The sequence below is a fragment of the Micromonospora sp. NPDC049047 genome, assembly GCF_040649135.1.
Classification (GTDB): domain Bacteria; phylum Actinomycetota; class Actinomycetes; order Mycobacteriales; family Micromonosporaceae; genus Micromonospora.
Genome location: NZ_JBEZEY010000001.1, coordinates 44,198 through 68,437, shown reverse-complemented (window position 1 = coordinate 68,437; position 24,240 = coordinate 44,198). Strand labels below are relative to the sequence as shown.

The 24,240-nt window shown below is 71.0% G+C and carries 15 protein-coding genes and 1 pseudogene; 8 read left to right on the top strand and 8 right to left on the bottom strand.

Going from position 1 to position 24,240, the window contains the following annotated elements:
* Window positions 1–327: 327 nt before the first annotated feature.
* On the top strand, window positions 328–3,660 hold the full coding sequence (locus tag AB0B86_RS00245) for a DUF11 domain-containing protein (protein ID WP_357414673.1): 3,333 nt from the start codon (window positions 328–330) through the stop codon (window positions 3,658–3,660).
* 63 nt (window positions 3,661–3,723) lie between these two features.
* On the opposite strand, the gene AB0B86_RS00240 is transcribed toward AB0B86_RS00245, so the two are convergent.
* The 4 genes and pseudogenes from AB0B86_RS00240 to AB0B86_RS00225 form a co-directional block, all read right to left on the bottom strand.
* Complete coding sequence (locus AB0B86_RS00240) at window positions 3,724–4,497, bottom strand: FkbM family methyltransferase (protein ID WP_357414670.1); 774 nt, start codon at window positions 4,495–4,497, stop codon at window positions 3,724–3,726.
* Window positions 4,498–4,531: 34 nt separating this feature from the next.
* The gene (locus AB0B86_RS00235) at window positions 4,532–6,175 is read right to left on the bottom strand and encodes a sulfatase-like hydrolase/transferase (RefSeq protein ID WP_357414668.1); all 1,644 of its coding nucleotides are present in this window, start codon (window positions 6,173–6,175) and stop codon (window positions 4,532–4,534) included.
* 294 nt (window positions 6,176–6,469) lie between these two features.
* Window positions 6,470–7,144: pseudogene (locus AB0B86_RS00230) on the bottom strand (CDP-alcohol phosphatidyltransferase family protein); the annotation flags it as partial.
* A 262-nt stretch (window positions 7,145–7,406) separates the two neighbouring features.
* Window positions 7,407–8,579 carry a beta-propeller fold lactonase family protein gene (locus AB0B86_RS00225; RefSeq protein WP_357405369.1) on the bottom strand — a complete coding sequence of 391 codons (1,173 nt, stop codon included), beginning with the start codon at window positions 8,577–8,579 and terminating at the stop codon, window positions 7,407–7,409.
* Window positions 8,580–8,869: 290 nt separating this feature from the next.
* Here AB0B86_RS00225 and AB0B86_RS00220 point away from each other — a divergent pair, with 290 nt between their 5' ends.
* Window positions 8,870–9,265: a hypothetical protein gene (locus AB0B86_RS00220; RefSeq protein ID WP_357414666.1), complete on the top strand. Its 396-nt coding sequence runs from the start codon at window positions 8,870–8,872 to the stop codon at window positions 9,263–9,265.
* A 69-nt stretch (window positions 9,266–9,334) separates the two neighbouring features.
* On the opposite strand, the gene AB0B86_RS00215 is transcribed toward AB0B86_RS00220, so the two are convergent.
* Entirely contained in the window at window positions 9,335–10,084 is a 750-nt protein-coding gene (locus tag AB0B86_RS00215; RefSeq protein ID WP_357414664.1) for a glyoxalase, read from the bottom strand.
* 165 nt (window positions 10,085–10,249) lie between these two features.
* Here AB0B86_RS00215 and AB0B86_RS00210 point away from each other — a divergent pair, with 165 nt between their 5' ends.
* From AB0B86_RS00210 to AB0B86_RS00195, 4 genes are read left to right on the top strand one after another with little or no spacing between them, the layout of a single operon-like run.
* Window positions 10,250–11,176, top strand: a complete 927-nt coding sequence (locus AB0B86_RS00210) for a hypothetical protein (RefSeq protein ID WP_357414663.1) — start codon at window positions 10,250–10,252, stop codon at window positions 11,174–11,176.
* The gene (locus tag AB0B86_RS00205) at window positions 11,173–11,625 is read left to right on the top strand and encodes an ABA4-like family protein (RefSeq protein ID WP_357405361.1); all 453 of its coding nucleotides are present in this window, start codon (window positions 11,173–11,175) and stop codon (window positions 11,623–11,625) included. The genes AB0B86_RS00210 and AB0B86_RS00205 overlap by 4 nt, the downstream gene beginning before the upstream one ends.
* Window positions 11,626–11,630: 5 nt before the next feature.
* Window positions 11,631–12,860 carry a histidine kinase gene (locus AB0B86_RS00200; protein ID WP_357405359.1) on the top strand — a complete coding sequence of 410 codons (1,230 nt, stop codon included), beginning with the start codon at window positions 11,631–11,633 and terminating at the stop codon, window positions 12,858–12,860.
* Window positions 12,857–13,483 carry a response regulator transcription factor gene (locus AB0B86_RS00195; RefSeq protein ID WP_357414662.1) on the top strand — a complete coding sequence of 209 codons (627 nt, stop codon included), beginning with the start codon at window positions 12,857–12,859 and terminating at the stop codon, window positions 13,481–13,483. Before AB0B86_RS00200 ends, AB0B86_RS00195 begins: the two co-directional genes overlap by 4 nt.
* A gap of 9 nt (window positions 13,484–13,492) precedes the next feature.
* Here the strand turns inward: AB0B86_RS00195 and AB0B86_RS00190 are convergent, their stop codons facing one another.
* Window positions 13,493–15,283 carry a gamma-glutamyltransferase family protein gene (locus AB0B86_RS00190; RefSeq protein ID WP_357414661.1) on the bottom strand — a complete coding sequence of 597 codons (1,791 nt, stop codon included), beginning with the start codon at window positions 15,281–15,283 and terminating at the stop codon, window positions 13,493–13,495.
* A 74-nt stretch (window positions 15,284–15,357) separates the two neighbouring features.
* Window positions 15,358–17,292: a Na+/H+ antiporter NhaA gene (gene nhaA / locus AB0B86_RS00185; RefSeq protein WP_357414660.1), complete on the bottom strand. Its 1,935-nt coding sequence runs from the start codon at window positions 17,290–17,292 to the stop codon at window positions 15,358–15,360.
* A 304-nt stretch (window positions 17,293–17,596) separates the two neighbouring features.
* On the opposite strand from nhaA, the gene AB0B86_RS00180 reads away from it, so the two are divergent.
* Together AB0B86_RS00180 and AB0B86_RS00175 are read left to right on the top strand one after the other, a co-directional pair.
* The gene (locus AB0B86_RS00180) at window positions 17,597–17,791 is read left to right on the top strand and encodes a DUF4926 domain-containing protein (RefSeq protein ID WP_357414659.1); all 195 of its coding nucleotides are present in this window, start codon (window positions 17,597–17,599) and stop codon (window positions 17,789–17,791) included.
* Between the two features lie 99 nt (window positions 17,792–17,890).
* Window positions 17,891–18,136 (top strand): hypothetical protein, encoded by a 246-nt coding sequence (locus AB0B86_RS00175; protein ID WP_357414657.1) that lies wholly within the window; start codon window positions 17,891–17,893, stop codon window positions 18,134–18,136.
* Window positions 18,137–18,172: 36 nt separating this feature from the next.
* On the opposite strand, the gene AB0B86_RS00170 is transcribed toward AB0B86_RS00175, so the two are convergent.
* Window positions 18,173–24,127 (bottom strand): DUF4011 domain-containing protein, encoded by a 5,955-nt coding sequence (locus tag AB0B86_RS00170; protein WP_357414655.1) that lies wholly within the window; start codon window positions 24,125–24,127, stop codon window positions 18,173–18,175.
* Window positions 24,128–24,240: the final 113 nt, after the last annotated feature.

The window sequence follows — 24,240 nt, the reverse complement described above, 5'->3', positions numbered from 1 at the left end:
TTGGCGACCGTCCCGGGCCTGCCCGGAAACCCCCAGCCCGGCACCCCGGTGTTCACTGAGGATTTCTCCAACGAGAGCGCGGTTGCGGCACCGATTCGCATTGGCTCCTACACTGGCTCGCCGGGCTCCGTCTACGTGCCGGGACCAGGGGGCAGCGGCGCGGACGGCGAGACCTATACGGCGGACCCCGCGTGGAGCCCCGGCGCGAGCGCGTGCAACGGCTGGATCATGCGCCAGACGTCACCGCTGCCGCCCAACGGTGGTAGCCCGCCGGTCACCAACAACGACCAGTGCGGTCGTTCAGGCGCGTGGAGCCGGCTGCAGGAAATGGCCCGTGACATGGGGCTGTTCCAGGGGCAGAGCCCCGAAGTCGCCGCCACGAACCAGGTACTTACCGAGTACACCAACAGCGTGACAGGCGCGCAGCTTCCCGGATACCAACTGGAGACCGACAACAACACAATTCCGGCGACCGGTGGCCATTTCTACTCGGTTTCGGCGATCTTCGCTGAGAGGAACTGCACCGTTCCCTCCGCCCAGCGGGCGCGACTTAGGTTCGAGCTGCTTCTCAACGACGTCCCGACGGTGCTCGCACAGAACCTGAGCCCGTGTACGGATCCCGGCGCCGTGATCATCAACGCCACCTGGATAGCCAAGCTGCAGTCGACAGCGCTGCAATTGTCGTTGGCCGACACACCGACATTGGGCGTACGCCTCTACAACGCGACAGCGTCGGGCATCGGGAACGACGTCGCGTTCGACCTTCCGCAGATCGTCGACGTGACCCCGCAGCTCGACAAGGCTTTCAGCCCGACGACCATCGGGCAGGGGCAGACGTCCACGCTGACGTTCACCATCACCAACACCGACGATCTGCAAGCCAAGAACGGGATGAGTTTCACCGACAACCTTCCCGCCAATGTGACAGCCACCGGGGTCAACAGCACCACGTGCTCGGGAGCCACAGTGACCGCTCCCGCTGGCGCAACGTCTGTCGACTTCGCCGGCAACATAGACCTGAATGTCGCCTCCTGCACAATCTCTGTCCAGGTGACAAGCACCGTGGTCGGCTCGTACACCAACAGCGGATGCGTCGCACCGGACGGCTCAACGATCCCTGGCTGTGAGAGCAACTTCCCTACCATCGTGGGGATCAACCCGCCTGGCTCGACCACTCTCACCGTCATCCCCACCGTGGATCTCGCGGTCGTGAAGACCGCGACGCCGAGCCCCTACGTGCCGGGAGCACCCCTCTCGTACACGGTGACTGTGACCAACGGCGGGCCCTCCGACGCCGTCGGGGCGACCCTGACCGACCCGCTGCCCGCACCACTGGCCGGGTTCACCTGGACCTGTGCAGCATCCGCCGGCAGCACCTGCACCGCCTCGGGCACCGGCACCATCAACGACACCATCACCGTCCTGGCCGGCGGAACCGTCACCTACACGATCAGCGGGACCGTGCCCTCGGGCACCACCGGCGATCTGACCAACACGGCCACCCTCACCCCACCGGACGGCGTCTCGGATCCCGACTGCACGCCCAACTGCTCGTCGACGGTGGTGACTCCGGCCGCGCTTACAGTGGATCTGGCGGTGACCAAGACCGCATCCCCAAATCCATACGTGCCGGGGGCGCCCTTCTCCTACACGGTGACGGTCACCAACGGCGGCCCGTCCGATGCCGTCGGGGCGACGCTGACCGACCCGCTGCCCGCACCGCTGGCCGGGTTCACCTGGACCTGTGAGGCATCCGCGGGCAGTGCCTGCACCGCGTCGGGCGCCGGCACCATCAACGACTCCGTCACCGTCCTGGCTGGCGGGACCGTCACCTACACGATCAGTGGGACGGTGCCGTCGGGCACCACCGGGGACCTGACCAACACCGCCACCCTCAGCCCACCGGCCGGCGCAACCGACCCGGACTGCACACCCAACTGCTCGTCAACGGTCGTGACTCCGGCCGGACCAGTCGTGGACCTGGCGGTGACCAAGACGGCAACACCAAGCCCTTACGTGCCGGGCACACCCCTGACCTACACGGTGACCGTCACCAACGGCGGGCCGTCCGACGCCGTCGGCGCGACCCTGACCGACCCGCTGCCCGCACCACTGGCCGGGTTCACCTGGACCTGTGAGGCATCCGCGGGCAGTGCCTGCACCGCGTCGGGCGCCGGCACCATCAACGACACCGTCACCGTCCTGGCCGGCGGGACCCTGACCTACACCATCAGCGGAACCGTGCCCTCCGGCACCACGGGCGATCTGACCAACACCGCCACCCTCACCCCACCAGTCGGCGCAACCGACCCGGACTGCACACCCAACTGCTCCTCAACAGTGGTGACCCCGGCCGGACCAGTCGTAGACCTGGCCGTGACCAAGACCGCATCCCCGAACCCCTACGTGCCGGGGGCGCCCTTCTCCTACACGGTGACGGTCACCAACGGCGGGCCCTCCGACGCCGTCGGGGCGACCCTGACCGACCCGCTGCCCGCACCACTGGCCGGGTTCACCTGGACCTGTGCAGCATCCGCCGGCAGCACCTGCACCGCCTCGGGCACCGGCACCATCAACGACACCATCACCGTCCTGGCCGGCGGAACCGTCACCTACACGATCAGCGGGACCGTGCCCTCGGGCACCACCGGCGATCTGACCAACACGGCCACCCTCACCCCACCGGACGGCGTCTCGGATCCCGACTGCACGCCCAACTGCTCGTCGACGGTGGTGACTCCGGCCGCGCTCACGGTGGATCTGGCGGTGACCAAGACCGCATCCCCAAATCCATACGTGCCGGGGGCGCCCTTCTCCTACACGGTGACGGTCACCAACGGCGGGCCGTCCGACGCCGTCGGCGCGACTCTGACCGATCCGCTGCCCGCATCACTGGCGGGGTTCACCTGGACCTGCGAGGCATCTACCGGTAGCACCTGCACCGCGTCGGGCACCGGCAACGTCGACGACACCGTCACCGTCCTGGCTGGCGGGACCGTCACCTACACGATCAGCGGAACCGTGCCCTCGGGCACCACCGGCGACCTCACCAACACCGCCACCCTCACCCCACCGGCCGGCGCAACCGACCCGGACTGCACACCCAACTGCTCCTCGACGGTCGTAACCCCGGCCGGACCAGTCGTGGATCTGACGGTGGCCAAGACGGCAACACCGAACCACTACGTGCCGGGCACACCCCTGACCTACACGGTGACCGTCGCGAACGGCGGCCCGTCCGACGCAGTCGGGGCCACCCTGACCGACCCGCTGCCCGCACCACTGGCCGCGTTCACCTGGACCTGCGAGGCATCTACCGGTAGCACCTGCACCGCCTCGGGCACCGGCAACGTCGACGACACCATCACCGTCCTGGCCGGCGGGACCCTGACCTACACCATCAGCGGAACTGTGCCCTCCGGCACCACCGGGGACCTCACCAACACCGCCACCCTCACCCCACCGGCCGGCGCAACCGACCCGGACTGCACACCCAACTGCTCCTCGACAGTGGCCCTCGCTGGGCCGGTTCCGCCCATGCCGGTCACGGGTGGCCGTCTGACAGTCCTCACCAAGGTGGGGGCCTCTGCCGCTGCCCTCGGCGTACTCCTGGTTGCCGGTCTGGCCCTGGCGCCCCCACGCACTCGCCGCAAGTCCTGACCGTGGCCGCCGCGACGCCGGTCCATGCCGGACTTCGTGGGTTGTCGCAACCCGCCGCCCTCGCTAGGACACGCAGTACACATCGCCGGAGTTCGTCGAGTGCGGCAGATCGTCGAGGTACGCTGCCACGTCGCTCGCGGCTCGCCACCGCTCGAAGGTCAGCGACTTGTCGTCGCCCAGCGCGATGTCGAAGCCGTGGAAGCCGAGCGCGGTCAGGCGGTCGAGACCCCGGTGGGCAACCGGGCGCGCGATCGTGGTGAACTCGAACGAGAGGGCGGGCAGCGGCCGACTCAGGCCGGCCAGCACCTCGTCCTCGAAACCCTCCACGTCGATCTTGGTGAAGGTCGGCACCCCGTACGTCTCGATCAGCGCGTCGACGGTGACCACCGGGACCTCGATGTCGGCATCCCACACCTGGTCCGCCCACCCGTCCGCGCCCTTTGCCGCCCGGACGAAGTCCGGTGAGGCGGTCGACACGGTGGGGTTGGTGGAGTTGACGTGCAACCGGGTGTGCCCGGGTAGCGCGCCGCACGCGGCGTCGACCACTGTCACCTGGTCGTCGTGGGCGTAGATCGCCCGCAGGGCGCGCAGACACAGCGGCTGCGGTTCCACCGCGACGACCCGCGCGCCGAGGCGACGGAAGCTGCCGATGTGGTCGCCCACGTGGGAGCCGATGTCGAAGACGAGGTCCCCGCTGCTGACGAAGCGGGAGTAGAAGGCGTCCATCCTTGCGTCCCGTTCGGGGTCGCCGTAGTAGACGTCCAGCGACCTGTGCAGCAGGGACAGGGCCGGGTCGGTGCGGAGCGCGGCGATCCTGGTGTCGGTGGCAGCCGCCATCTGTCTGGCTCCAGTTCGTGAGAGGTGGCCGGGGTTACGGTCCGAACGCGGTCAGGAACCGGTCCCGGAAGGCGTCCATCCGCCAGACCGGCGCCTGCGGCCCGGGCTTCAGCCCGTCCTGCCAGCCCCATCCGGAGATCCGGTCCAGCACGGCCCGGTCCCGCGTGATGATCGAGATCGGGACGTCGTGGCTGGCGTTGTCGCCAGTGACGACCGCGGCGGGTTGGTGGTCACCGAGGACGATGAACACGAGGTCGTCGTCCCCGTAGGTCCGCACGTAGGAGATGAGCGCACCCAGGGTGTACTCGATGGACTTCCGGTAGTCCGCCCGGATCTGGGTGGTGCTCCGGCGCCGGTCGTCGGACTCGCCACCGCCGGTCCCGCGGTAGGCCGCGCCGTCGCCGACGTCGGCCCAGTCGAGCAGCGGCGGGACGGGCGTCCAGGGCGCGTGACTCGACACCATCGCCAGCTCGGTCATCACGTTGCCGTCGCGCTTCGCCTGCTCCAGGCGCTGCCAGCTGGCCAGCGTGTACTGGTCCGGCGGGGTGCCGAAGCTGAACTTCGGGCCACGGTACGCGAGCGTCCTGGCGTCGTAGAACCGGTCGTAGCCGAAGAAGGAGCCCTCCGGCCACGGTCTGGTGACGGCGGGCATCACTCCCACGGTCTGCCAGTTCGCCCGTCGGAAGGCGCCGTTGAGGGTCATCCGGTCGCTGGCCAGCAGGGTGCGGTGCCGTTGGTCGTTGTCGATCCAGAGGCCGGAGAGCAGCGTGTCGTGTGCGAGCCAACTGCCGCCACCGAAGGTCGGCGAGGTGAGGAAGCCGCTCTGCGCGGCGAAACCCGCAGCGCTCAGCTCGCCGGCGCCGCGGTCGAGGACCGCGCCGACCTGCGGGGCGAACTCCGGGTCCTCGACGGCGTCCCGGCCGTAGCTCTCCACGAAGGCGACCACCACGTTCTTGCCGCGCAGCGCGGTCAGTAGCTGGTCGCCCGGGGTGTCGGCGAACCTGTCGGCCTCGATCAGGGCGCCGAACGTCTCGCGGTCGTCGAGGCGCAGGCGCACCTGGAAGCCGTGGCCGTTGGCCAGGGTGGTCGCGGAGGTGTCGGCGACCGGCACGCCCTCGGCGACCCGCACGTTGAACGCGGCGCAGGCCACCCAGACGACCACCAGCGCGGCCACGATCCGGGTGGTGCCGGTGCGGTGCCGGACCACCAGCCGCCGCAGTCGCCGCATCGACAACGTGACAAGTGTGGGCAGGCCCACGACCACCACCCCCAGGGTGACGACGGCACCGATGGCGGCGGGCCGACCGTACGACTCGCTGAGGAAGGCGAACCCCTCGTCGAGGAGCGCCCAGTCGAGCACCGGGTCGAAGGCCCGGCCCAGCGAGGCGGAGAACCCCAGGTCGAGCAGCTTCAGGAGGCCGAGCAGACCGAGGGCCACGCCGGCCAGCGTCGCGACCGGTCGGCTGCCACGAGACGGCAGGGCGAGCAGGAGGGCCACCACCAGCAGCGCCTCCAGGGGGATCCGCGCGAAACCCGCCGGGCTGAGCCGGCCGTAGTCGTACGGCACGGTGAGGACGAGCAGCACGAGCAGCGCGGCCAGGACGGTCGTCAGCCGGGCCCCGATGGAGCGTTTCGGGTGGTCCTCGATGTCGGTGCCGTCCGAGGCTTCGCCCCTCATCGGCCTCCGTCCCTGGCTCGGCAGCTGACGTACGCGCGTCAAGAGCGACAACCCGGGCATCCTTCCATGATCACTTATGGGTGCGGCATCCACTGTGGCTCAGACGCGGGCGGTTCCGTGTCGGGCCACGGCGACCGTCCGGCGTTCCGACCAGGGCAGCCCATCGGTTCTACCCGGGGTCAGCTCGGCCAGCCCGGCTCCGACGGTTGGGGCACTGTGGCTCGCCGAACTGGCCGGCTGGACCACCGCACCCGGAGCGCCGTGGATGACGCTGCGGCGAAGGTGCCGGGTCGTCCAGAGCCAGCCGACGTCACGCCCGAACGACTCCAGCAGCAGCGCCACTGACGCCACCAGCACGACGGTCGTCAGCGGAGCGGGCAGCACGTCGGCCATCGCCACCGTCAGCACCACGCCCTGGATCGCGGCGACGACCTTGTTCCAGTAACGCGGCGGCGCGGAGCCCCGCATCCACCCCAACGCCCAGGTCGCGGCGCCGAAGAGGTAGCGCATCGCGCCGATCACGAGCACCCAGGCACCCACCGTGGGGGCCACGTGCAGGCAGAGCACCAGGACCAGGACGGAGTCGATCTCCATGTCGAAGCGCGCGCCGAGTTCGCTGGTCGTCCCGGTGCGGCGGGCGGTGTACCCGTCCACGGCGTCGAGGGCCAACGCCACGCTGGTGAGGACGACCATCAGGGTGACCGGCGCGGACCGGCCGATCGAGTCGGCGGCCAGGGCCGTCACGCCGCCGACGAGGATCGCCCGGCTCAGGGTCACCCGGTCGGCAGGCGTCAGCGCATCCGCGCCCGAGCGGGACATCCCCCGGCTGAGCAGGGCGCACAGGACCATCCCGTACGCCAGCCCCGCCACCCAGCCCGCAGCGCCCAGACCGACTGTCTCCGCCAGCACCGCCAGCAGGACGATCTGCACGAGCAGTCCGATGACCGGACCAGTTCGAACCGTTGACATCGTGCCTCCGCGACTCTGGTGGGTGACCCTGACCGTCATCACGGAAAACATGACCGATCGGTTCATTCTGAACCCGACCCAGCAGGGTGTCCCCGAGGAGGTGCCCCTTCGGCGGCCGATTAGTCGTCCACCGTGGTGGCGCGTACGGGTCAGCGCGTCGGCGGGGTGAGCACCTCCGCACCGTCGGTGGACTCAGGTGATCACCGGCCAAGAGACGCTGGCCCCGGCCGATGAGCGACCGGGACCAGCTGGTGACGCGTTCTCAGGAGGCGGCGATGCCTTCCATCCCGATGCCGTTCTCGAACTTCGGCAGGCCCTCCACTGTGGTGACGAGCTTCAGCGAGCCGTCCTCGTTCACCTCGTAGCCCTGCACGTTGCCGGCGGTGGCGTTCTGGACGTACAGGAAGCCGTCGCTCGTGGTCATGTCGATCGACCCGCCGCCGGTGTCGGCGGCGACGGCCTTGACGAGTTCGAGCTTGCCGTCGTCGTTCACCCGGTAGGAGCTGATGGTGGAGGTGCCGGCGTTGGCGACGAAGAAGTAGTCGCCGACGCGCTGGATCCAGCACGTCGCCTGCTGCCCGTTGGGCACCGACGGTCCGACCTGGTCGAGTGCGCCGTCGTCGTCCAACTCGAACCGGCTCACCGCGTTCGCACCGGACTCGGTGACAAGCAGCGAGTCCTCGGTGTCGAAGGTGAAGCCGAACGGGGTGTTGCCCGCGTCGCTGATGACGGGGTTCGAGGCCAGCTCGCCGTGTCGGCCGATCTCGTAGCTGAACATGACGTTGGCGGCCTTCGTCGACACCAGGACGAACTCGCTGTCCGGGTCGATCTTGACCTGCGCCGGTGCGGTGCCGAACGCGGGCGGGTTGCCGTTGTGCAGCCCGAGCGAGCGGTTGGCGTCCTCGATCCGCGACAGGCGGCCCTTGTGCAGCTCGAAGCCCTGCACCGAGCCCTCGCCGCCGGCGTTGAGGACGTAGACGAGGTCGCCACGGGCCGCGATGCTGACCGGCAGCAGGCCGCCGGACCAGATGACCTGGAGCTTGTGCAGCTTGGTGCCCTCGACCCCGAAGACGGTCACGGTGTTGCTGCCGGCGTTGACGGCGAAGAGCAGCCCCTTGTGGTAGGTCAGGGACCCCTGCGAGGCCAGCGCGTCGAGCGGGGCACCGATGGTGAAGCCGCCCAGCCCACCGGTCTCGTACTCACCCGCCTTGGTGAGCCGGCCGTCCTCGTCACGGTCGTACACCTTGATGGTGTTGCCTTCGGCCTTGTTGGTCTGGACGAAGAGCGCGCCGTCGTCGCCGTGGTGGTGTTCACCTCCCTTGCGGTCGTCGTGGTGTCCAGGGCCGCCACCGTCGGCGAGAGCGGTTCCGGGGGCCGATCCGACGCTTGTCAGGCCCGCCAGGAGGGCTGCCGCGAGCGCAACACTGCGCTTCATCTCTGACTCCTTTACGCACACGAAGGGAGGAATACGAGCTTTCCTCTCCTTCGAAAACTATCGGAGGAGATAGGGGGCTTGGCAGTATTTACTCTAAAGGGGTAATTTCGTGCCGACATGTGGAACGACCAGACGTATCGGCAGCGGTGGCCTAGGGGCGAAGGGGACCTTCCGGGCCGCCAGGGCAGAAACCGCACAGTCAGCCTGAGCAGTGCGGTGGCGGGGGACGGCGTCCGGCCCACCGCCTGAGGGGGTGGCCTCGCATCACCGCCGAATGGGATGCTGCACGTGTGACTCGCCGACACGCCGTCTCGCTCGGGCTGACGATCGGGTTGCTCGCCGGCTGCGCCGAGGCGCCGTACCCGCTGCCGGACCGGAACGCGGCTGACGTTCAGGCTGAGGAGGAGCGGCTCGCGACGCTCCTACCCGGCGAATTGCTGGGCCGAGCAGGCACCTGCCGGGTCCGACTGCTCGGGCGCGACAACTCCTCCTCGTTCGCCTGGGCACACTGCGACGCGGCCCCGGGGCCCGCAGGCGTCTGGAGCATCTCCGTGCCGGTGCGAGTGGACGGCGTACGCGTCACGCAGCCCGGCGACGGAAGCGCATACTCCGCGAGCGTGCGCCGCATGTTCCCCGAGCGGCTGGCAAGGGCTGTGCTCGACAACGACAGCAGACTGCTGCCCTGACGGGTTCGGATGGCGACGACATCGCCGCCGCTTCGCGAACCCCGGGGCGGGGCGCGAGGAGGTCCGCGGTCAGCGCGGGTCGGGCCACCACGGTTCGAGCAGGGCCGGGTCGGCGACATAGCCGGCCACCCGCGTCCGCTGCTCCGGCGGCAGGGGCAGCGCCTGGAGTTGGGCACCCCACTCGGGCACCCGGTCGGTCTTGTCGAGCGCGATCGACAACTCGATCAGGGCGGCCAACGCCATCGCCTGCTCGACGACCGGAGCGTCCTCGGCGCGGCGGCGCATTCCCGAGTCGAGCGCCCGGTACGCCGCCCGGTCGTCCATCTTGAACTCGCGCAGGATCCGGGCGTTGTCGAGCACCCGAGCCAGCCCGTCAAGCTCCTTCGACCCGCCGTACTCGACCTCCATCGGCTCGTCGCGCTGGATGAAGATGATCGTGTTGCCCGACGGGTCGACGACGCTGAACCGGGACGCCCCGGCGCGGTAGCGGGTCATCCGGGGCAGGCCCTTGACCAGCATCTTGCCGTAGCTGCGGCGCATCGCCTCGGCGAACGCGGCGTGGTACGCCGCGACCGCGTCGACCATCACCAGACAGCCACCGGACGCCTCCCGCGCCGGGTCCAGGTCCTTCGGCCCCGGCCCGTAGTGCAGCTGGAACCCACTCCACCGAAACGCCAGGTAGACATACGGCTTGAGCTGCTCGTAGGTCACCTCGAAGCCGAGCGCCCGCCAGAACGCCACTGTCTGCTCCGGCGCCGGGCAGGGCAGCAGCGGCACCGTCGTCTCGTTCGGCAGGACCCGGCCTGCATCGATCGCCATGAACGCTCCCCGTCCGGTCGGCAGGCCGGCCATTGTGCCAGCACCGCCGAACGGAATCGACGGTTTCCTCTCCTACCCAGGGAGGAGGCCGGCTCCGACCACCGGCCGCAACCGAGGCTCGGGGTCGGACGCGACCGGCGGGCGCGGCCACGAACATCTACAGGCATGACAACCCTGCTGCGCCGGGCGACGCACTGGAATCGCCCCCTGATGGTCTTCGTCTGCGCGATGGCGGTCCTCGCCGTCGTCGCCGCGGTCGGCATCCTCGTCGACTCGCGCGTCCTCACCGGGGCGCCGATCTGGCTCAAGCCGTTCAAGTTCAGCGTGTCCTTCGTGCTCTACGGCGCGACCCTCGCCTGGATGCTCTCGCTGCTGCCGCGCCGCAGCAGGGCCGCCGAGTGGGCCGTCACCGTCATCGTCGCGATGTCGGTGATCGAGATGATGGTGATCGTCGGTCAGGTGGTACGCGGGCAGACCAGCCACTTCAACGGCACCTCCGCGCTGAACAGCGCGCTGTTCACGGTGATGGGCGCAGCGATCATGGTGCTCTTCGTCGCGCACCTCGTCATCGGCATCGTGGTGCTGATCCGGCGGATCCCGGACCGGGCCGCTTCGACGGCCGTCGCGTGGGGGCTCGGCCTGTCGCTGCTGGGCATGCTCGCGGCGGTGCCGATGGTGCTGCCCATGCAGGAACCGGGGATCGACGGGGTCTCCGGAGCGCACAGCGTGGGCGTCACCGACGGCGGGCCGGGGTTGCCCGTGGTGGGCTGGAGCACCACCGGCGGTGACCTGCGGATCGGGCACTTCGTGGGGCTGCACGCCCTCCAGGCGCTACCGATCCTGGCGATCCTGCTGAGCCGCTTCGCGACCCGGCTGGACCAGCGCACCCGGGTCCGGCTGCTTGTCGTCGCGGGCAGCGCGTACGGCGTACTCACGATGCTGTTGACCTGGCAGGCGCTGCGCGGACAGCCGTTGCTGCGCCCGGACGCCGGCACGCTCGTCGCGGTCGCGGCCCTGCTGGTGGCGACCGCGACCGCCAGCGGGCTGGTGCTGGCCCGGCGACGCCGCACGGAGCTGGCGTTGGCGGCATGACCACTACGCTGTTCTCCCTGACCTTCGCGGTGGCCGCGCCGTTCTGGGCGCTGATGATCCTGCTGCCGCGCTGGTCGTGGACCGCCCGGATCATCGCCTCGCCGCTGATCGTGCTGCCGGTCGTGGTGATCTACGCGCTGCTGGTGCTCCCGGCGTTCGGCGACGTGCTGCCGGCCGTGACGTCGCCGACCCTGGCCGGGGTGCGTGACCTGCTCGGCACCTCCGCCGGGGCGGCGGCGGGCTGGGCGCACATGATCGCGTTCGACCTGTTCGTCGGGCGCTGGGCGTGGTTGGACAGCAGGCAACGGGGGGTACCGGCGCTGGTGATGGCTCCGGTGCTGCTGCTGACCATCCTGCTCGGACCGCTCGGCCTGGCCGCGTACCTCGCGGTCCGGACCCGGTGGCGGCGGCCGCCGACCGCCGCAACCGGCCCGCAGCGCCTAGGCTGACCGTCGTGAGCTGGCTGGGGCGACTGTTCGACCTGCGGGACACACTCGTGCGGATGGTGCTGCTCGACCTGACCGGGCTGTGCTACCTGCTCGTCGTCCCACACTCCACCAGCACACCCACGACGACACAGTGGATCCTCGCGGTGCCGGCGTTCGCGGTGGCGCTGGCGGCGCACCGCCGACCGGTCGTCAACATGGTGGTGCAGTCCGCCCTGCTGGCCGTCGCCATCAGCCTGATCGACGACTTCACTATCAACCAGGTCGGCGCCAGTTGGGCGTTGTTCGAGATGACCATGCGGGCGCGCGGCCCCCGGGCCATCTGGCTGGCCGCGGCGCTGCTGGTGGTCGTCGACCTGACCGACTCGATCGGCGACCCGCCACGCCGGTTCGCCTCCGGGGTCGTCGGGCTCGCCGTGGAGGTCGGCGTGCCGGTGCTGCTCGGCCTCGTCATCCGCGCCAACCGGGAACTGGGTCGGCAGGCGCTGGAGCGGGCCCTGGCCGAGCAACGCCAGCACGAGTCGGAGAGCCGCGCGGCCCGCGCCGACGAACGCAGTGCCATCGCCCGCGAGCTGCACGATGTGGTCGCGCACCACGTGGCGTCGATGGTGCTGCGGGTCGGCGTGGCCCGGCACGTGCTCACCGACCCGGACCCCCGGGTCGGCGAGGTGTTCGACGACGTGCACGGCACCGGCACCGCGGCCCTGGCGGAGTTGCGCCGGCTGGTCGCGGTGCTGCGCAACCCCGACGGGGTACGCGGCGACGCGGCGCTTACCGCCATCGAGCCCGCCGCGCTGCCGGCGGCGATCGGCGCCTCCATCGACCGGGCCCGACAGGCGGGCATCACAGTGGAGGCCGATCTCGACCCGGCGATCGGTTCGCTCGACGCGGTCCGCGGCATGGCGGTGCTGCGGCTCACCCAGGAGGCGTTGACAAACGTGGCCAAACACGCAGGGACGTCAGCGGTGGCGCGACTCGTCGTCGCCGTTCGCGATGGCGCTGTGCACTGGGAGGTCGCCGACACCGGGCGGGGCGGGGTGCCGGCAGGTGTGCCGGCCGGCGGCGGGCACGGCATCACCGGAATGCGCGAACGCGTCGAGGTCCTCGGCGGGCGGCTGGAGGCGGGCCCGACCGACACCGGGTGGCGGGTACGTACCGTCCTCCCGGCCGGGGCGACCGGGGCGGTGCCCCGCGAGCGTACGGCTCCGGCCGCGTCCCGCACGCCGGAGCCGGCGTGATCCGGGTGCTGCTGGTCGACGACCAGCACCTGATCCGCGCCGGGCTGCGCATGCTCTGCAACGCCCAACCCGACATCGACGTCGTCGGTGAGGCGGACAACGGCCGCGAGGCGATCCCGCTGGCCGGGAGGCTCCGGCCCGACGTCGTCGTCATGGACCTACGGATGCCCGGTGTCGACGGAATCACCGCGACCACCCGGATCCTCGCCGAGCACCCCCGCACCCGCATCCTGGTGCTGACCACGTTCGGCGACGACGACCACCTCTACCCCGCCCTGACCGCCGGGGCCTGCGGGTTCCTGCTCAAGGACGCGCCCCCGACCGAGCTGCTCGACGGCATCCGCCGGGCCGCCTCCGGTGACAGCCCGTTCAGCCCGGAGGTGCTACAGCGTCTGGTGCAGCGCGCGGTGCTGGCCCGGCCCGAGACACCCCGGCCGGTGTCGGGTCTGACCGCCCGCGAACGCGACGTGCTGGACCTGGTCGCCGAAGGGCTGTCCAACACCGAGATCGCCGACCGGCTGCACATCGGTGTCACCACGGTCAAGACCCACATCACCAGCCTGATGACCAAGACGGGCAGTCCCAACCGGGTCCGCCTGGCCCTGCTCGCCCGTGGCGTCTGACGGCCCGACCTAACGGCCGCACGCGTAGCCCTGCATCCCCCGGGGGTTCGCGGCGGCGGACAGCACACCCGTCGCCGGATCGCGGGCCACCGCGCAGAGCCGACCCAGGCTCCACCCGTCGGTGACCCGCACCTCGTGCCCGTACGCCCGCAGGGCCGTCCGCACACCCGCGTCGAGCCGGTCCTCGACCACCAGGACACCGGGCTCCATCCCGCGCGGATAGAACGACTCCGGCAGGCTGAGCGTGTGCCACGCCGGCGCGTCGATGGCCTCCTGAAGGGACTGGCCGGCGACGAGGTGCCGCAGCAGGAACGGCACCTGCCACTGGTCCTGCTGGTCGCCGCCGGGCGTGCCGCAGGCCAGCACCGGCTCGCCGTCGCGGTGCACCATCGTCGGGCTCAACGTCGTACGCGGTCGACGGCCCGGCGCCAACGAGGACGCGAGCCCCTCCTCCAACCAGCACATCTGCAACCGGCTGCCCAGCGGGAAGCCGAGTTCCGGAATTGTCGGCGAACTCTGCAACCAGCCACCACTGGGCGTCGCGGAGATCATGTTGCCCCAGCTGTCGACCACGTCGATGTGGCAGGTGTCGCCACGGGTCACCCCGTCGGCCCGTACGGTCGGCTCCCCCGTCGTGGGATCCGTCCCGGGTGCCGGCCGCGCGGCATCGGGTCGGACGTGGGCCGGCAGGCGGGGCCGGGCCCCGTCGGGGTGCCCCGGCCGCAGCTGCGTCGACGCGTGCGCACCGATCAGGGCCGCCCGCTCGCCCGCGTACCGCCGGGAGAGCAGCGCCGTGCCGGGCACGTCTACGCCGTCGCCGTACCAGGCCTCCCGGTCGGCGAAGGCGAGCTTGAGCGCCTCGACCTGGGCGTGCACACCCGCCGCGGTCGCCGTGTCGAACGCGCCGGGATCGTCGAGCGCGTCCAGGGTGGCGAGCGTCTGCAGCAACACCGGACCCTGGCCCCAGAACCCGGTCTTCGCCACCGAGTAGCCGTGCCAGTCGAGGGTGACGGGTGCCTCCCAGGTCGCCGAGTACGCGGCCAGGTCGTCGCCGGTGACCAGCCCGGCGTGCGGGCGCCCACTGGAGTCCTGGAACGGCCGACGGCTGAACCTGTCGATCGCCTCGGCGACGAAACCCGTGCTCCAGGCCCGGCGGGCGGCCTCGATCTGCGCCTCCCGGTCCGCGCCGGCAGTCTGTCCCGCCGTCACCAGCCGGCGCAGGGTGTCCGCGTACGCCGGGTTGGTGACCAGTTCCCCCTCGGCCGGTGGCCGGCCGCCCCGCAGCCAGAGCGCGGCGGAGGTGGGCCAGTGCTCCTCGAACAGTGACCGGACGGCCGCCACCGTGGCACCGACCCGACCCACCAGCGGATGTCCGGCGGCGGCGTAGCCGATGGCCGGCTCCAGCACCTCGGCGAGGGTGCGCGTGCCGTGCTCCCGCAGCAGCAGGAGCCAGGCGTCGACGGCGCCGGGTACGGCCGCCGCGAGCGGCCCGGCGCCCGGGACGAGGTCCATCCCGAGGGACCGGAAGTGCGCGATGGTGGCCCCGGCCGGCGCGGGACCCTGCCCGCACAGCACCACCGGCCTGGGGTCCCGGGCGGTGGCCACGATGGCCGGCACCTCGCCGCCCGGCCCGTTGAGGTGCGGTTCGACAACGTGCAACACGAACCCGGCGGCGACCGCCGCGTCGAAGGCGTTGCCGCCGCGTTCCAGGATGCCCATCGCCGACTGGCTGGCCAGCCAGTGCGTCGAGGAGACCATGCCGAAGGTGCCCCGCAGGGTGGGCCGGGTGGTGAACGTCATGAGCACACCTCACTCGGATCCACTGTGCGAACGCAAGACCTCCGGGTGGTCGACGGGGCACGCCGTCGCACCGGTCAGCTCGCCGACCCGTCCGCACGCCGCCCGGGTGGCCGGGGGTGGTACTCGGGGCGGAGCTTCGCGCTGGCGAACGCCCCTCGTACCGCCGCCGAGAGCGCCGTCAGGTCGTACGCGCCGTGGTGGCGACGGCCATTGATGAAGAAGGTGGGGGTGCCGGTGACACCGCTGAGGTCGGCGGAGTCGACGTCCTCGGCGACCCGGTCGACGCCCATCCGGCCCGCCATGTGCTCCCGGAACCGGTCGGGGTCCAGGCCGAGCTGTTCGGCGTATCCGAGCACCTGTGGGGGGTCCAGGGCGTCCTGGTGCGCGAGCAGCAGATCGTGCATCTCCCAGAACGCGCCCTGCTCCCCCGCCGCCTCCGCGGCCTCGGCGGCGAGCTGGGCGTGCGGGTGGACGTCGGTGAGCGGCAGGTGCCGCCAGACGTACCTGATGTTGGCGAAGTCGGCGAGCAGCTCCCGGACCACCGGCTCGGCCTGCCCGCAGTACGGGCACTCGAAGTCGCCGTACTCCACCACCGTCACCGGCGCGTCGACCGGCCCGCGCATGTGGTCGCGTTCCGGGTCGACAGGCCGTATCAGGTCGACGATCCCCTCGGTGACGCCCAGCAGCGCCCGCGAACGACGTGCCGGCGACAGCCGCCCGACCGCGCGGAACACCAGCCAGGTGACGAGGGACGCACCAACCGTCGCGACGAGGATGCCGAGCTTCGCCTCGTCGAGCGCCGGCCCGCTCAGGGCGTGGGTGGCGATGAGCAACGCGACGGTGAACCCGATGCCGGAGACCGTGCCCACCCCCAGGACGGCGAGCCAGCCGACGGGTGGCCGGAACCGGTTGCCGGTCGCCCGGGCCACCAACCACGAGGCGGCCACGATCCCGGCCGGCTTACCGACGAGGTACGCGACCACGACGCCGAGGGTCACCGGCGAGACCACGGCCCGGGCCAGCAGGTCGCCGTCGATCGCGATCCCCGCGTTGGCCAGCGCGAACAGCGGCACGACGAGGTAGCTCGCCCACGGGTGGTAGATGCTCTGGAGCCGCTCGTTCGGTGACACGGCCGAGATGAGCCCGGCCCGCGCCATCCGGGCGAGTTGTGGGGTGGGCTGCTCCCGGAAGAGGCGGAACTGGTCGCTCGCCCGTTGCAGGTCACCGCGACCGGGAGCGTAGGCGTAGCTGAGCAGTCCCATCACCAGACCCACCACGACCGGGTCGACACCGGACTCCGAGACCGCCACCCAGGCGGCCACCCCCAACAGCGCGTAGACCGGCCCGAACCGCACCCCCACGGCCCGGACCAGCAGCACCACACCGAAGATCACCACCGCGACGAGCAACGCCGACAGCGAGGGGTGATGCGGGTACGCGATGGCCAGCACCGCGATCGCGACAACGTCGTCGACGACGGCGACGGTAAGCAGGAAACCCCGCAGCCGATCCGAGAAGCGCGGCCCGAAGACGGCAAGCGCACCGAGCGCGAGCGCCGTGTCAGTGGCCATCACCGCACCCCAGCCCGCCGCGGTGGGGCGCCCGGCGTTGATCACGAGATAGACCGCGATCGGCAGGAGCATGCCGCCGAACCCGGCGAGCAGCGGCAACGCCAGCCGACGCCGCTCCCGCAGCTCGCCGATGTCGAACTCCCGGCGCAACTCCAACCCGGCCACCAGGAAGAAGAAGGTCATGAGGCCGCTGTTCACCCAGGTACGCAGGTCGTGTGACAGGGACCAGTCGCCGAGCCGGACCGAGAACGACGTGCTCCACACCGACTCGTACGACGACAGGTGCAGGTTGGCCCAGCCGAGCGCCACCACGGCGGCGACAAGCACCACCCGCGCACCGCCGGTCTCGGTGCGCAGGAACGCGCGCAGCGGAGCGTTGAACCGCCCCTCCCAGGCGGTCCGGCTGGTCCATCCCCGGAGCGGGTTGTCGCTCGTCACGGGGACAATCTTCGTTTACCGGATCGTCGCGTGGTCCGGATTGCTCATCCTCCTCGGTGACCAGACCACGACCGCACGGCGCAGGTATCCGTCCCAAGATCGCGCCCCGACTCGGTCGATCATGGAGTTGTGGTGCCCGCTTTGGCACCGCGAAAGCGCTTTGTCACCCACCACAACTCCATGATCGACGAGGCGACCCGGGGCCACACCTGGCGCAGGGGCCTTGGCGTTCGCCCGTGGGCAGGAACAATGAGGCACCTGCACCTCGGATAGTGACCATCTCGTTCCCCCTGAGGAGGATGACGTGCTGGAGCTGTACGACGTGGTTCAGCTCCGAGAAGCCATGCCGGGAGACCTGCCGGCCGGCGCAGTGGGAGCTGTCGTCGATGTCCTTGACGGGTCCCCGCCTCTCTACGAAGTGGAGTTCACCGACACCGATGGCCGCACCGTCGCCCTGGTCACGCTCCGGGCCGACCAAATAATTCACCGAGTCGGGTAGCTTCTCGCGAGATGCGGCAGATCCGCGGAAGAGGCGCTTGTCGTCTCGTCTGGAGACGTGGTCTCGCCGGGTCGGGTGGACACTGTTGACCACCGCACAGTGGAGGCCGGTGACATGGGAATGATGGTGACTGCGCGGCGTGTCGAGGCAGTCGCGGGCGAGGTTCGGTACGAGTTCGGGTTGGATGACACGTTCGACCGGATCCTGGTCATCGACCCGTGCACCCTCGACGCCCACGTCGAGGATGGTGAATTCAACGCGGCCGCCGGTGCGATCACGGCAAAAGTCGTGAGGGCCTGGCGATCCAGCGGCGAGTTCCCGATGAGGATGCTGTTCGCAAGCTGAGCCCCGGTCCGGTTTCCGATACGAGGTCTGCTGTCGTCAACCGCGGGTGAGGCGGCCGTCCTGGTCGACGCGCAGGCGACCGCTTGTCACGGCGACGTGCAGCCCGTACCGGAGCAGCTTGTCGATCTTTTCGGTCCGGCGGCGGTAACCGAGCCGCTCCAGGCCGGCGCGCAGCAACCGGTCCTCGTCCAGGCTCGGCACGCCCTGGAGTACGTGCACCAGCGCGTTGGCCACCTCCTCGGGCGGCACCTCCTCGAACGCGCGGTCGTTGCTCGCCTGGGTGACCCGGTACGCGCGGTACGTCTGCGGGTCTGCGTCAGCTGGCCACGCGTATCGGCTCACGTTCGGGTGCGGGTGCAGGCGGCCGGGGTCGACCAGGGAGAGCACGGCGACGCGCCGGTCCTCCCGGGTGCGCAGGAACCCGAACCGGGCCAGGGCGAGGCGGGCGAGCCGGTGCTGCTCGATCGGCCCCTCCGCTTCGATGATCTCGTGCAGCGCGTTGCGCATCAGCTCCCGTACCCGCCGGTCGGTGCTCAGCAGGTCGACCTCGGCCTGGTCGCCGAGCGACGTCGGCACGTACGCGACGAACGGGCGCACGGTGATGGTGTCCCCAGCCGTGGCCGGCGAGGCGATCGTCGCGGCGGCCAGTGCGGTGACCGGCGGCGCCGCGCCGCCCAGGAGCGGATCCTCGTCCAGCGCGGGGCGCGGCTGCGGCAGCTCGGCGGCCGGCGGTGGACCTGCCGGCTCGGCATCCGTCACGGAACGCGGCTGCGGCAGCGCGACGGCCCCGGCCGACGGGTCGGGCTCCGGTTCGGCGGGCGTGGCGGCGTCGGCCCGGGTGACCGCCTCGTCGACCCGGTCCAGCAACGCCGACCGGTCGTGGATCCACGCCGGCAGCCAGAACCGCACGACCTCCGGCCAACCCATGATCGAGCGGAGCAGCACCGGTGCCGAGTCCCGGTCGGCCACAGTGGGGCGGGCGCTCCAGTCCGGGCCGTCGAGCATGACGGCCACCTGCCACCGGGTTGAACCCGGGCTGCGGACCGCGATGTCCACTGTGAAGTCGGAGAGACCGTGCGAGGTGCGCACCTCGTGACCGCGCTCGCGTAGCGCCGTTGCCACCTCCGTGCGGATCCGGCTGCGCCGCTCGGTGCGGTCGGTGGCCAGGTCGCCCAGGCGCTCGGTGCCGGCGGCGGCCAGCTCGCAGTACGCCCGCAGGTGCTGGGTGCCCAGCGCGGAGGTGCGGGCGAGGTCGATGTCGGACGGGTCGAACGACGAGTAGAGGACGACCTGGCGGCGGGCGCGGGTGATGGCGACGTTGAGTCGACGCTCGCCGCCGGCCTGGCTGAGCGGGCCGAAGTTCAGTGGGAGTTGACCGGTCTCCGGGTTGGTGGAGAAGGCCAGCGAGAACAGGACGACGTCCCGCTCGTCGCCCTGCACGTTCTCCAGGTTCTTCACGAAGATCGGCTCCGCGACCGCGCCGGAGAGCTGCTCCCGGATGATCGGGTCGGTGCTCTCCTCCAGCAGGTTGAGGATCAGGTCCCGCTGCTGGATGTTGAAGGTGACCACGCCGATGGAGTGGTTGGCGGTCGCCGGCTCGTGCAGCCGCCGGGTGATCTCGGCCAGGATCGCCCGCGCCTCGACCTCGTTGGTGCGGGAGCCGCCCCTGTCGTACTGGCCGTCGACCCGCCGCCAGCTGACGCCCGCCGAGCTGGCGGCACCGGGCGACGGGAGGCTGGAGAGCTTGTTGTCGTAGTAGTAGCGGTTGGAGAAGGCGATGAGTGACTCGTCGTGACTGCGGTAGTGCCAGGAGAGCCACCGTTGCGGCAACCCCGACTCGACGGCCTCGCTGAGGATGCTCTCCAGGTCCTCCGGCACCGGGCCGTTGCCGTCGTCGACCTCGTCCACCGTGTGGTTGGCCTGCATGATGCTGCTCGGTGGCATCTGCCGGGAGTCGCCGACCACCACCACGGCGCTGCCCCGCCCCATCGCGCCAATCGCCTCCGCCACCCGGATCTGCGACGCCTCGTCGAAGATGACCAGGTCGAAGCGTTGGCTGCCCGGTGCCAGGAAGTTCGCCGCCGACGCGGGGCTGACCAGCACGCACGGGGTCAACGCCAGCACCGCGTCCGGGTACTGCTCGAACAGCTCCCGGAAGGACCGCCCGCCCCGCTTGCGGCGCAGCTCCGCCGCGAAGTCGGCGAAGCGCCCCCGCCGGTCGGTCGGGCTGAACGGGCGGCGACGGACCAGCACCGACGGCAGCTGGGTCGGTAGCGCGGACCGCAGCTCACCGGCGGCGGCCTCGAACTGGCTGATCTCGTCGTCGTGCAGCTCCGGGTCGAAGTACTGCAGGCCACCGGCGCGTAGCCGCTCGGCGAGCGACGCCGTCGCGACTCCCCGCCGGTAGACCTCCTCGGCGACCTGCGCGGGCACCTCGGCGCACAGCAGCTGGTCCCGGTAGTCGGTGAGACCGGCCGAGGCGAGCACGTCGGCGTGGGTGAGGACGGTCGCCCATCGGCGCAGCGGGAACAACTCCTCGCTCCGCAGCTCGTCACGCCAGGTCGCGCCGTCGCGCTGCCAGGCGTCCATCCAGTGCGAACCGGCGGCCCACCGGGTCAGCTCCGGCTCGCCGGAGCGCAACACCCCACGCCAGGCCCGCCACCGCGAGGCGAACCGGTCGAGCAGCGCCGCGTCGACGTCGGTGCACCCGCTCTGGAACAGCTCCCAGGCCTGCGGGTGCTGGCTCAACAGCGTCCGCCCGACCCGGGTCGCCTCGATGGCCTCGGCCAGCCGCTCCTGCGCGGTCGGGTCCGTGGGCAGCCACTGCGCCAGCAGCAACCCACCGAGCCCCAGCAGATGGTGGTGCAGCGCGGCGGCCTGCGCCTGGGCGGCGACCAGCCGACCGGTGAGCACCTCCACCTGGTCCACGTCGAGCGTCGCGCCGGCGACCGCGTGCACTGCCAACCGGTCCGCGATGGCCTGACGGCGCTTGCGCTTGCCGAACAGGCGTTTCGCCGCCTCCTGGGCCTCGCCGTGCCAGACGGTCAGCTCCGGTCGGGCGAACAGGTCCGGCCGGAAGGTCGCCAGCTCACCGGCGAAACCCTGCCGGAAGGCGGCCAGGTCCGCCTGGAACCGGGCCATCGCCTCGTCCCACCGTCGATCGCTGGCGTGCACTGTGGTCGCCCGGTCCGGCAGCATTCCGCGTACGGCGAGCCAGGCACCCGCCTGCAACTCGCCCACGGACTCCGGGGCGGGCAGTGTCCGCAGCAACTCGACAAGACGCGGGTGCCCGGCCAGGTCGGCGCGGAGCCGTTCCAGCTCACCGGCGATCTCGGTGACCGCCGCGCCGTGCAACCCGTCCAGGGTGCGGCAGCCGCTGAGCGCCCACGGGTGCGCGGCCCGGAGTCGGGCCGAGCGGGCCGCCGCCGGGAACTCCCGCAGTGTCGTCTCGACCTGCGCGCGTGCCTCGGCCGGTGCGTGCAGATAGGCCACCGGGATCGGGGCGACCGGGCCGTCTCCGTACGCCAGGGTCTGCTCGTAGGCCGACCAGAGCGACATCCCGACGGGGTTTGTGGTGTGCACCTGCGCCGGGTACTCGGTAAGCGGGGCGAGCCGCGTCCGGTAGGCCGTCTCGACCGCCGTCCAGGTGCCGTCGCCACCCTGGTCGTACTGGTCGAGGGCGTCACGCAACTGTTGGCGGATCGCGTTGAGGGACTGCTTGCGCCCGTGCAGGTCAAGCGCGAACGGCCCGAGGCCGACCTGCTTGAGGCGGCGCTTCACCACCTCCAGGGCGGCCTGCTTCTCGGCGACGAAGAGCACCGACCGGCCGGTGCCGACCGCCCGGGCGATCATGTTGGTGATGGTCTGGGACTTGCCGGTGCCGGGCGGGCCTTCGAGGACGAACGAGTGGCCCCGCTCGGCACGCACAATGGCCTGCATCTGCGACCCGTCGGCGGGGATCGGCAGGTGCAGGTCCGCCTCGTCGACCAGAATGTCGGCGTCGTCGGGGCGGGCCGGGTCGTCGAAGGTGGCCCCGGACGACTCCACGAGGTGCCGGACGACCGGGTTCTCCATGAACCGGGGCCAGTGGTCGGTGAGGTCCCGCCACATCTGGAAGGTGGAGAACTGCACCAGGCGGAGGCTGGCGGTCTCGTCGATGCGGTAGTTGAGCCGGTTGTCGAGCAACCCGGCGTTGATCGCGGCGAGGGTCTTGGCGATGTCGATGCCGTGCTCGTCGAGGACCGGCCGTTCCAGCTCCGGGATCCGCACGCCGTGCTTGACCCGCAACCACTCGACCAGGCAGTAGTTCGGGCTGGCGGCCTCCGTACCGTCGATGACCATCGCGTACGGGCGACGGCCAGTGCCGCCCTCGATGCGCACCGGCAGAAGGAACAGCGGCGCATACGCCTCTCCCCCGGTCGCCTTGGTGTGCACCAGGGTGCCGATGGTCAGGTAGAGGTAGTTGCTGCCGGTCTCCTGCTCCATCGTGCGCGCCTCGCGTTGCAGCGCCCGCATCGCCGTCTTGTACCGGGCTTCGGTGACCGCGCCGTAGACCCGGCGGTCGGTACGCAGCTCCCGGGTCAGGATCTCCGCGTCGAGGTCCTGCGCCCGGCGCGTCCCGGCCAGCTCGTGGACCTGGCTGATGTCGTCCTGCGGGATGACCTGCACCTGTTTGCCGTCGTGGATCAGGTCGTCGAGCAGCGCCAACGCCCCCGCCGGCACGTGCAGGTCCAGGCCACGGCCCCGCTTGGGCAGGTTGAGCAGCGGGTTACGCAGGCTCAGGTCGAGCAACGACTTCTTCCACTGCTGGATCCGCGCCGGTGACCCGTCGGACTGCTGCGCCACCTCGTCGCCGTCGTCGGCGAGCTGACGCACCTTCGCGGCGGCCACGCCCGGCGGAAGGTCGAGGGACGCCGCGTTGATCTCGGTGGTCGTCTCGGCGACGACCGGCACGGCCAGCTCGTCGGTTGAGGGCAACGGCTTGATCCCGGAGCGGTGGGCGAGATGGACGTCGACGACGCCCTGCAAGCGGTGGCTCTCCCCGCGGAAGTGGCCGAGCCCGGCCCGTACCGCCTCGGTGAACGTCGCCGACTGCGCGCCCGGCCCGATCCGGGTCAGCTCCACCGGCACGGCCCGCCCGGAGTCCACCATCGAGATCAGCAGGTTGGTCTCGGTCACCGCGGCCGAGCCGAGCCGCTCCTCCTGCAGCAGGAAACCACCGAATGCGTGCCCCGCGCTGACGAAGATGAGCGGGTGCAGGCCCGCCGCCTCCAGGCACGCGGCGTACGCGACGGACAGGTCGAGGCAGTTACCCAGTCGTCCGTCCAGGACGGCGGCCGTCGTGCGTACCTTCTGGCCGGTGTTCTCGAACGACGCCGGCAGCGTCTGGTAGGTGATCTCCAACTGGCGCAACGCCTCGTACACGGCACCGGCGATCAACGCCGCCCGCTCCGAACCCTCCTGGTAGCCCTGCAACGAGCCGGAGCCCGTCTGCGCCAGCAGGAGCTGGGCGGCGGCCCGCAGCACCGCCTCCACCGCCCGGGTGTTCGGCTGCACGAAGGCCGCCAGGCTGTCGTACAGGGCAGGGCTGTTGAACCACTCGTTGTGCGCCAACACTCGTGATGGCGCGACCAGCGTCAGAGTGCCGACGGTGAGGTGGTAGTCGACAGGGAACGCCTCGTCGGTGCGGTACAGCAGCTTGCGGTCGGGCGTGAAGTCGCGGAAGTCGTCCCAGCTGGTGCTCGCCCCAGGCCGCAACGGCGCGGTGAGGGTACGCGTCCACGGCTCGGCCAGCGCGCCGTCCGGGCCGAGCAGCTCCAACGTCAACGTCACGTCGGTCACCGGCACCGGACCCCGGTTGACGAGGGTGAGGTGACGGACCAGCGGCACCCGGTTGTGCACCAGGGCGGCGTTGATCGCCGGCTGCACGAGCAGCCCGACTTCGAGCTGGTCGTCGTCGGCGGTGAACTGCGCGAAGACGCTGTCGGACATGGGCGTTTCTCCAGGTGACGAGACCAGGGATGGCCAGCCTAGCGGTCAACCGACCGGCGGAACGGACCGCGCCGGTAAGACGATCTTGGAAGGCGTACGTCTGAGGCAGGATG

Bases quoted from the DNA above. Each gene is read 5' to 3' on its own strand.
- AB0B86_RS00245 (WP_357414673.1), top strand. From the start codon at position 328: ATGGCCCGTGACATGGGGCTGTTCCAGGGGCAGAGCCCCGAAGTCGCC.
- AB0B86_RS00240 (WP_357414670.1), bottom strand. From the start codon at position 4,497: ATGGCGGCTGCCACCGACACCAGGATCGCCGCGCTCCGCACCGACCCG.
- AB0B86_RS00235 (WP_357414668.1), bottom strand. From the start codon at position 6,175: ATGAGGGGCGAAGCCTCGGACGGCACCGACATCGAGGACCACCCGAAA.
- AB0B86_RS00225 (WP_357405369.1), bottom strand. From the start codon at position 8,579: ATGAAGCGCAGTGTTGCGCTCGCGGCAGCCCTCCTGGCGGGCCTGACA.
- AB0B86_RS00215 (WP_357414664.1), bottom strand. From the start codon at position 10,084: ATGGCGATCGATGCAGGCCGGGTCCTGCCGAACGAGACGACGGTGCCG.
- AB0B86_RS00210 (WP_357414663.1), top strand. From the start codon at position 10,250: ATGACAACCCTGCTGCGCCGGGCGACGCACTGGAATCGCCCCCTGATG.
- AB0B86_RS00205 (WP_357405361.1), top strand. From the start codon at position 11,173: ATGACCACTACGCTGTTCTCCCTGACCTTCGCGGTGGCCGCGCCGTTC.
- AB0B86_RS00190 (WP_357414661.1), bottom strand. From the start codon at position 15,283: ATGACGTTCACCACCCGGCCCACCCTGCGGGGCACCTTCGGCATGGTC.
- AB0B86_RS00170 (WP_357414655.1), bottom strand. From the start codon at position 24,127: ATGTCCGACAGCGTCTTCGCGCAGTTCACCGCCGACGACGACCAGCTC.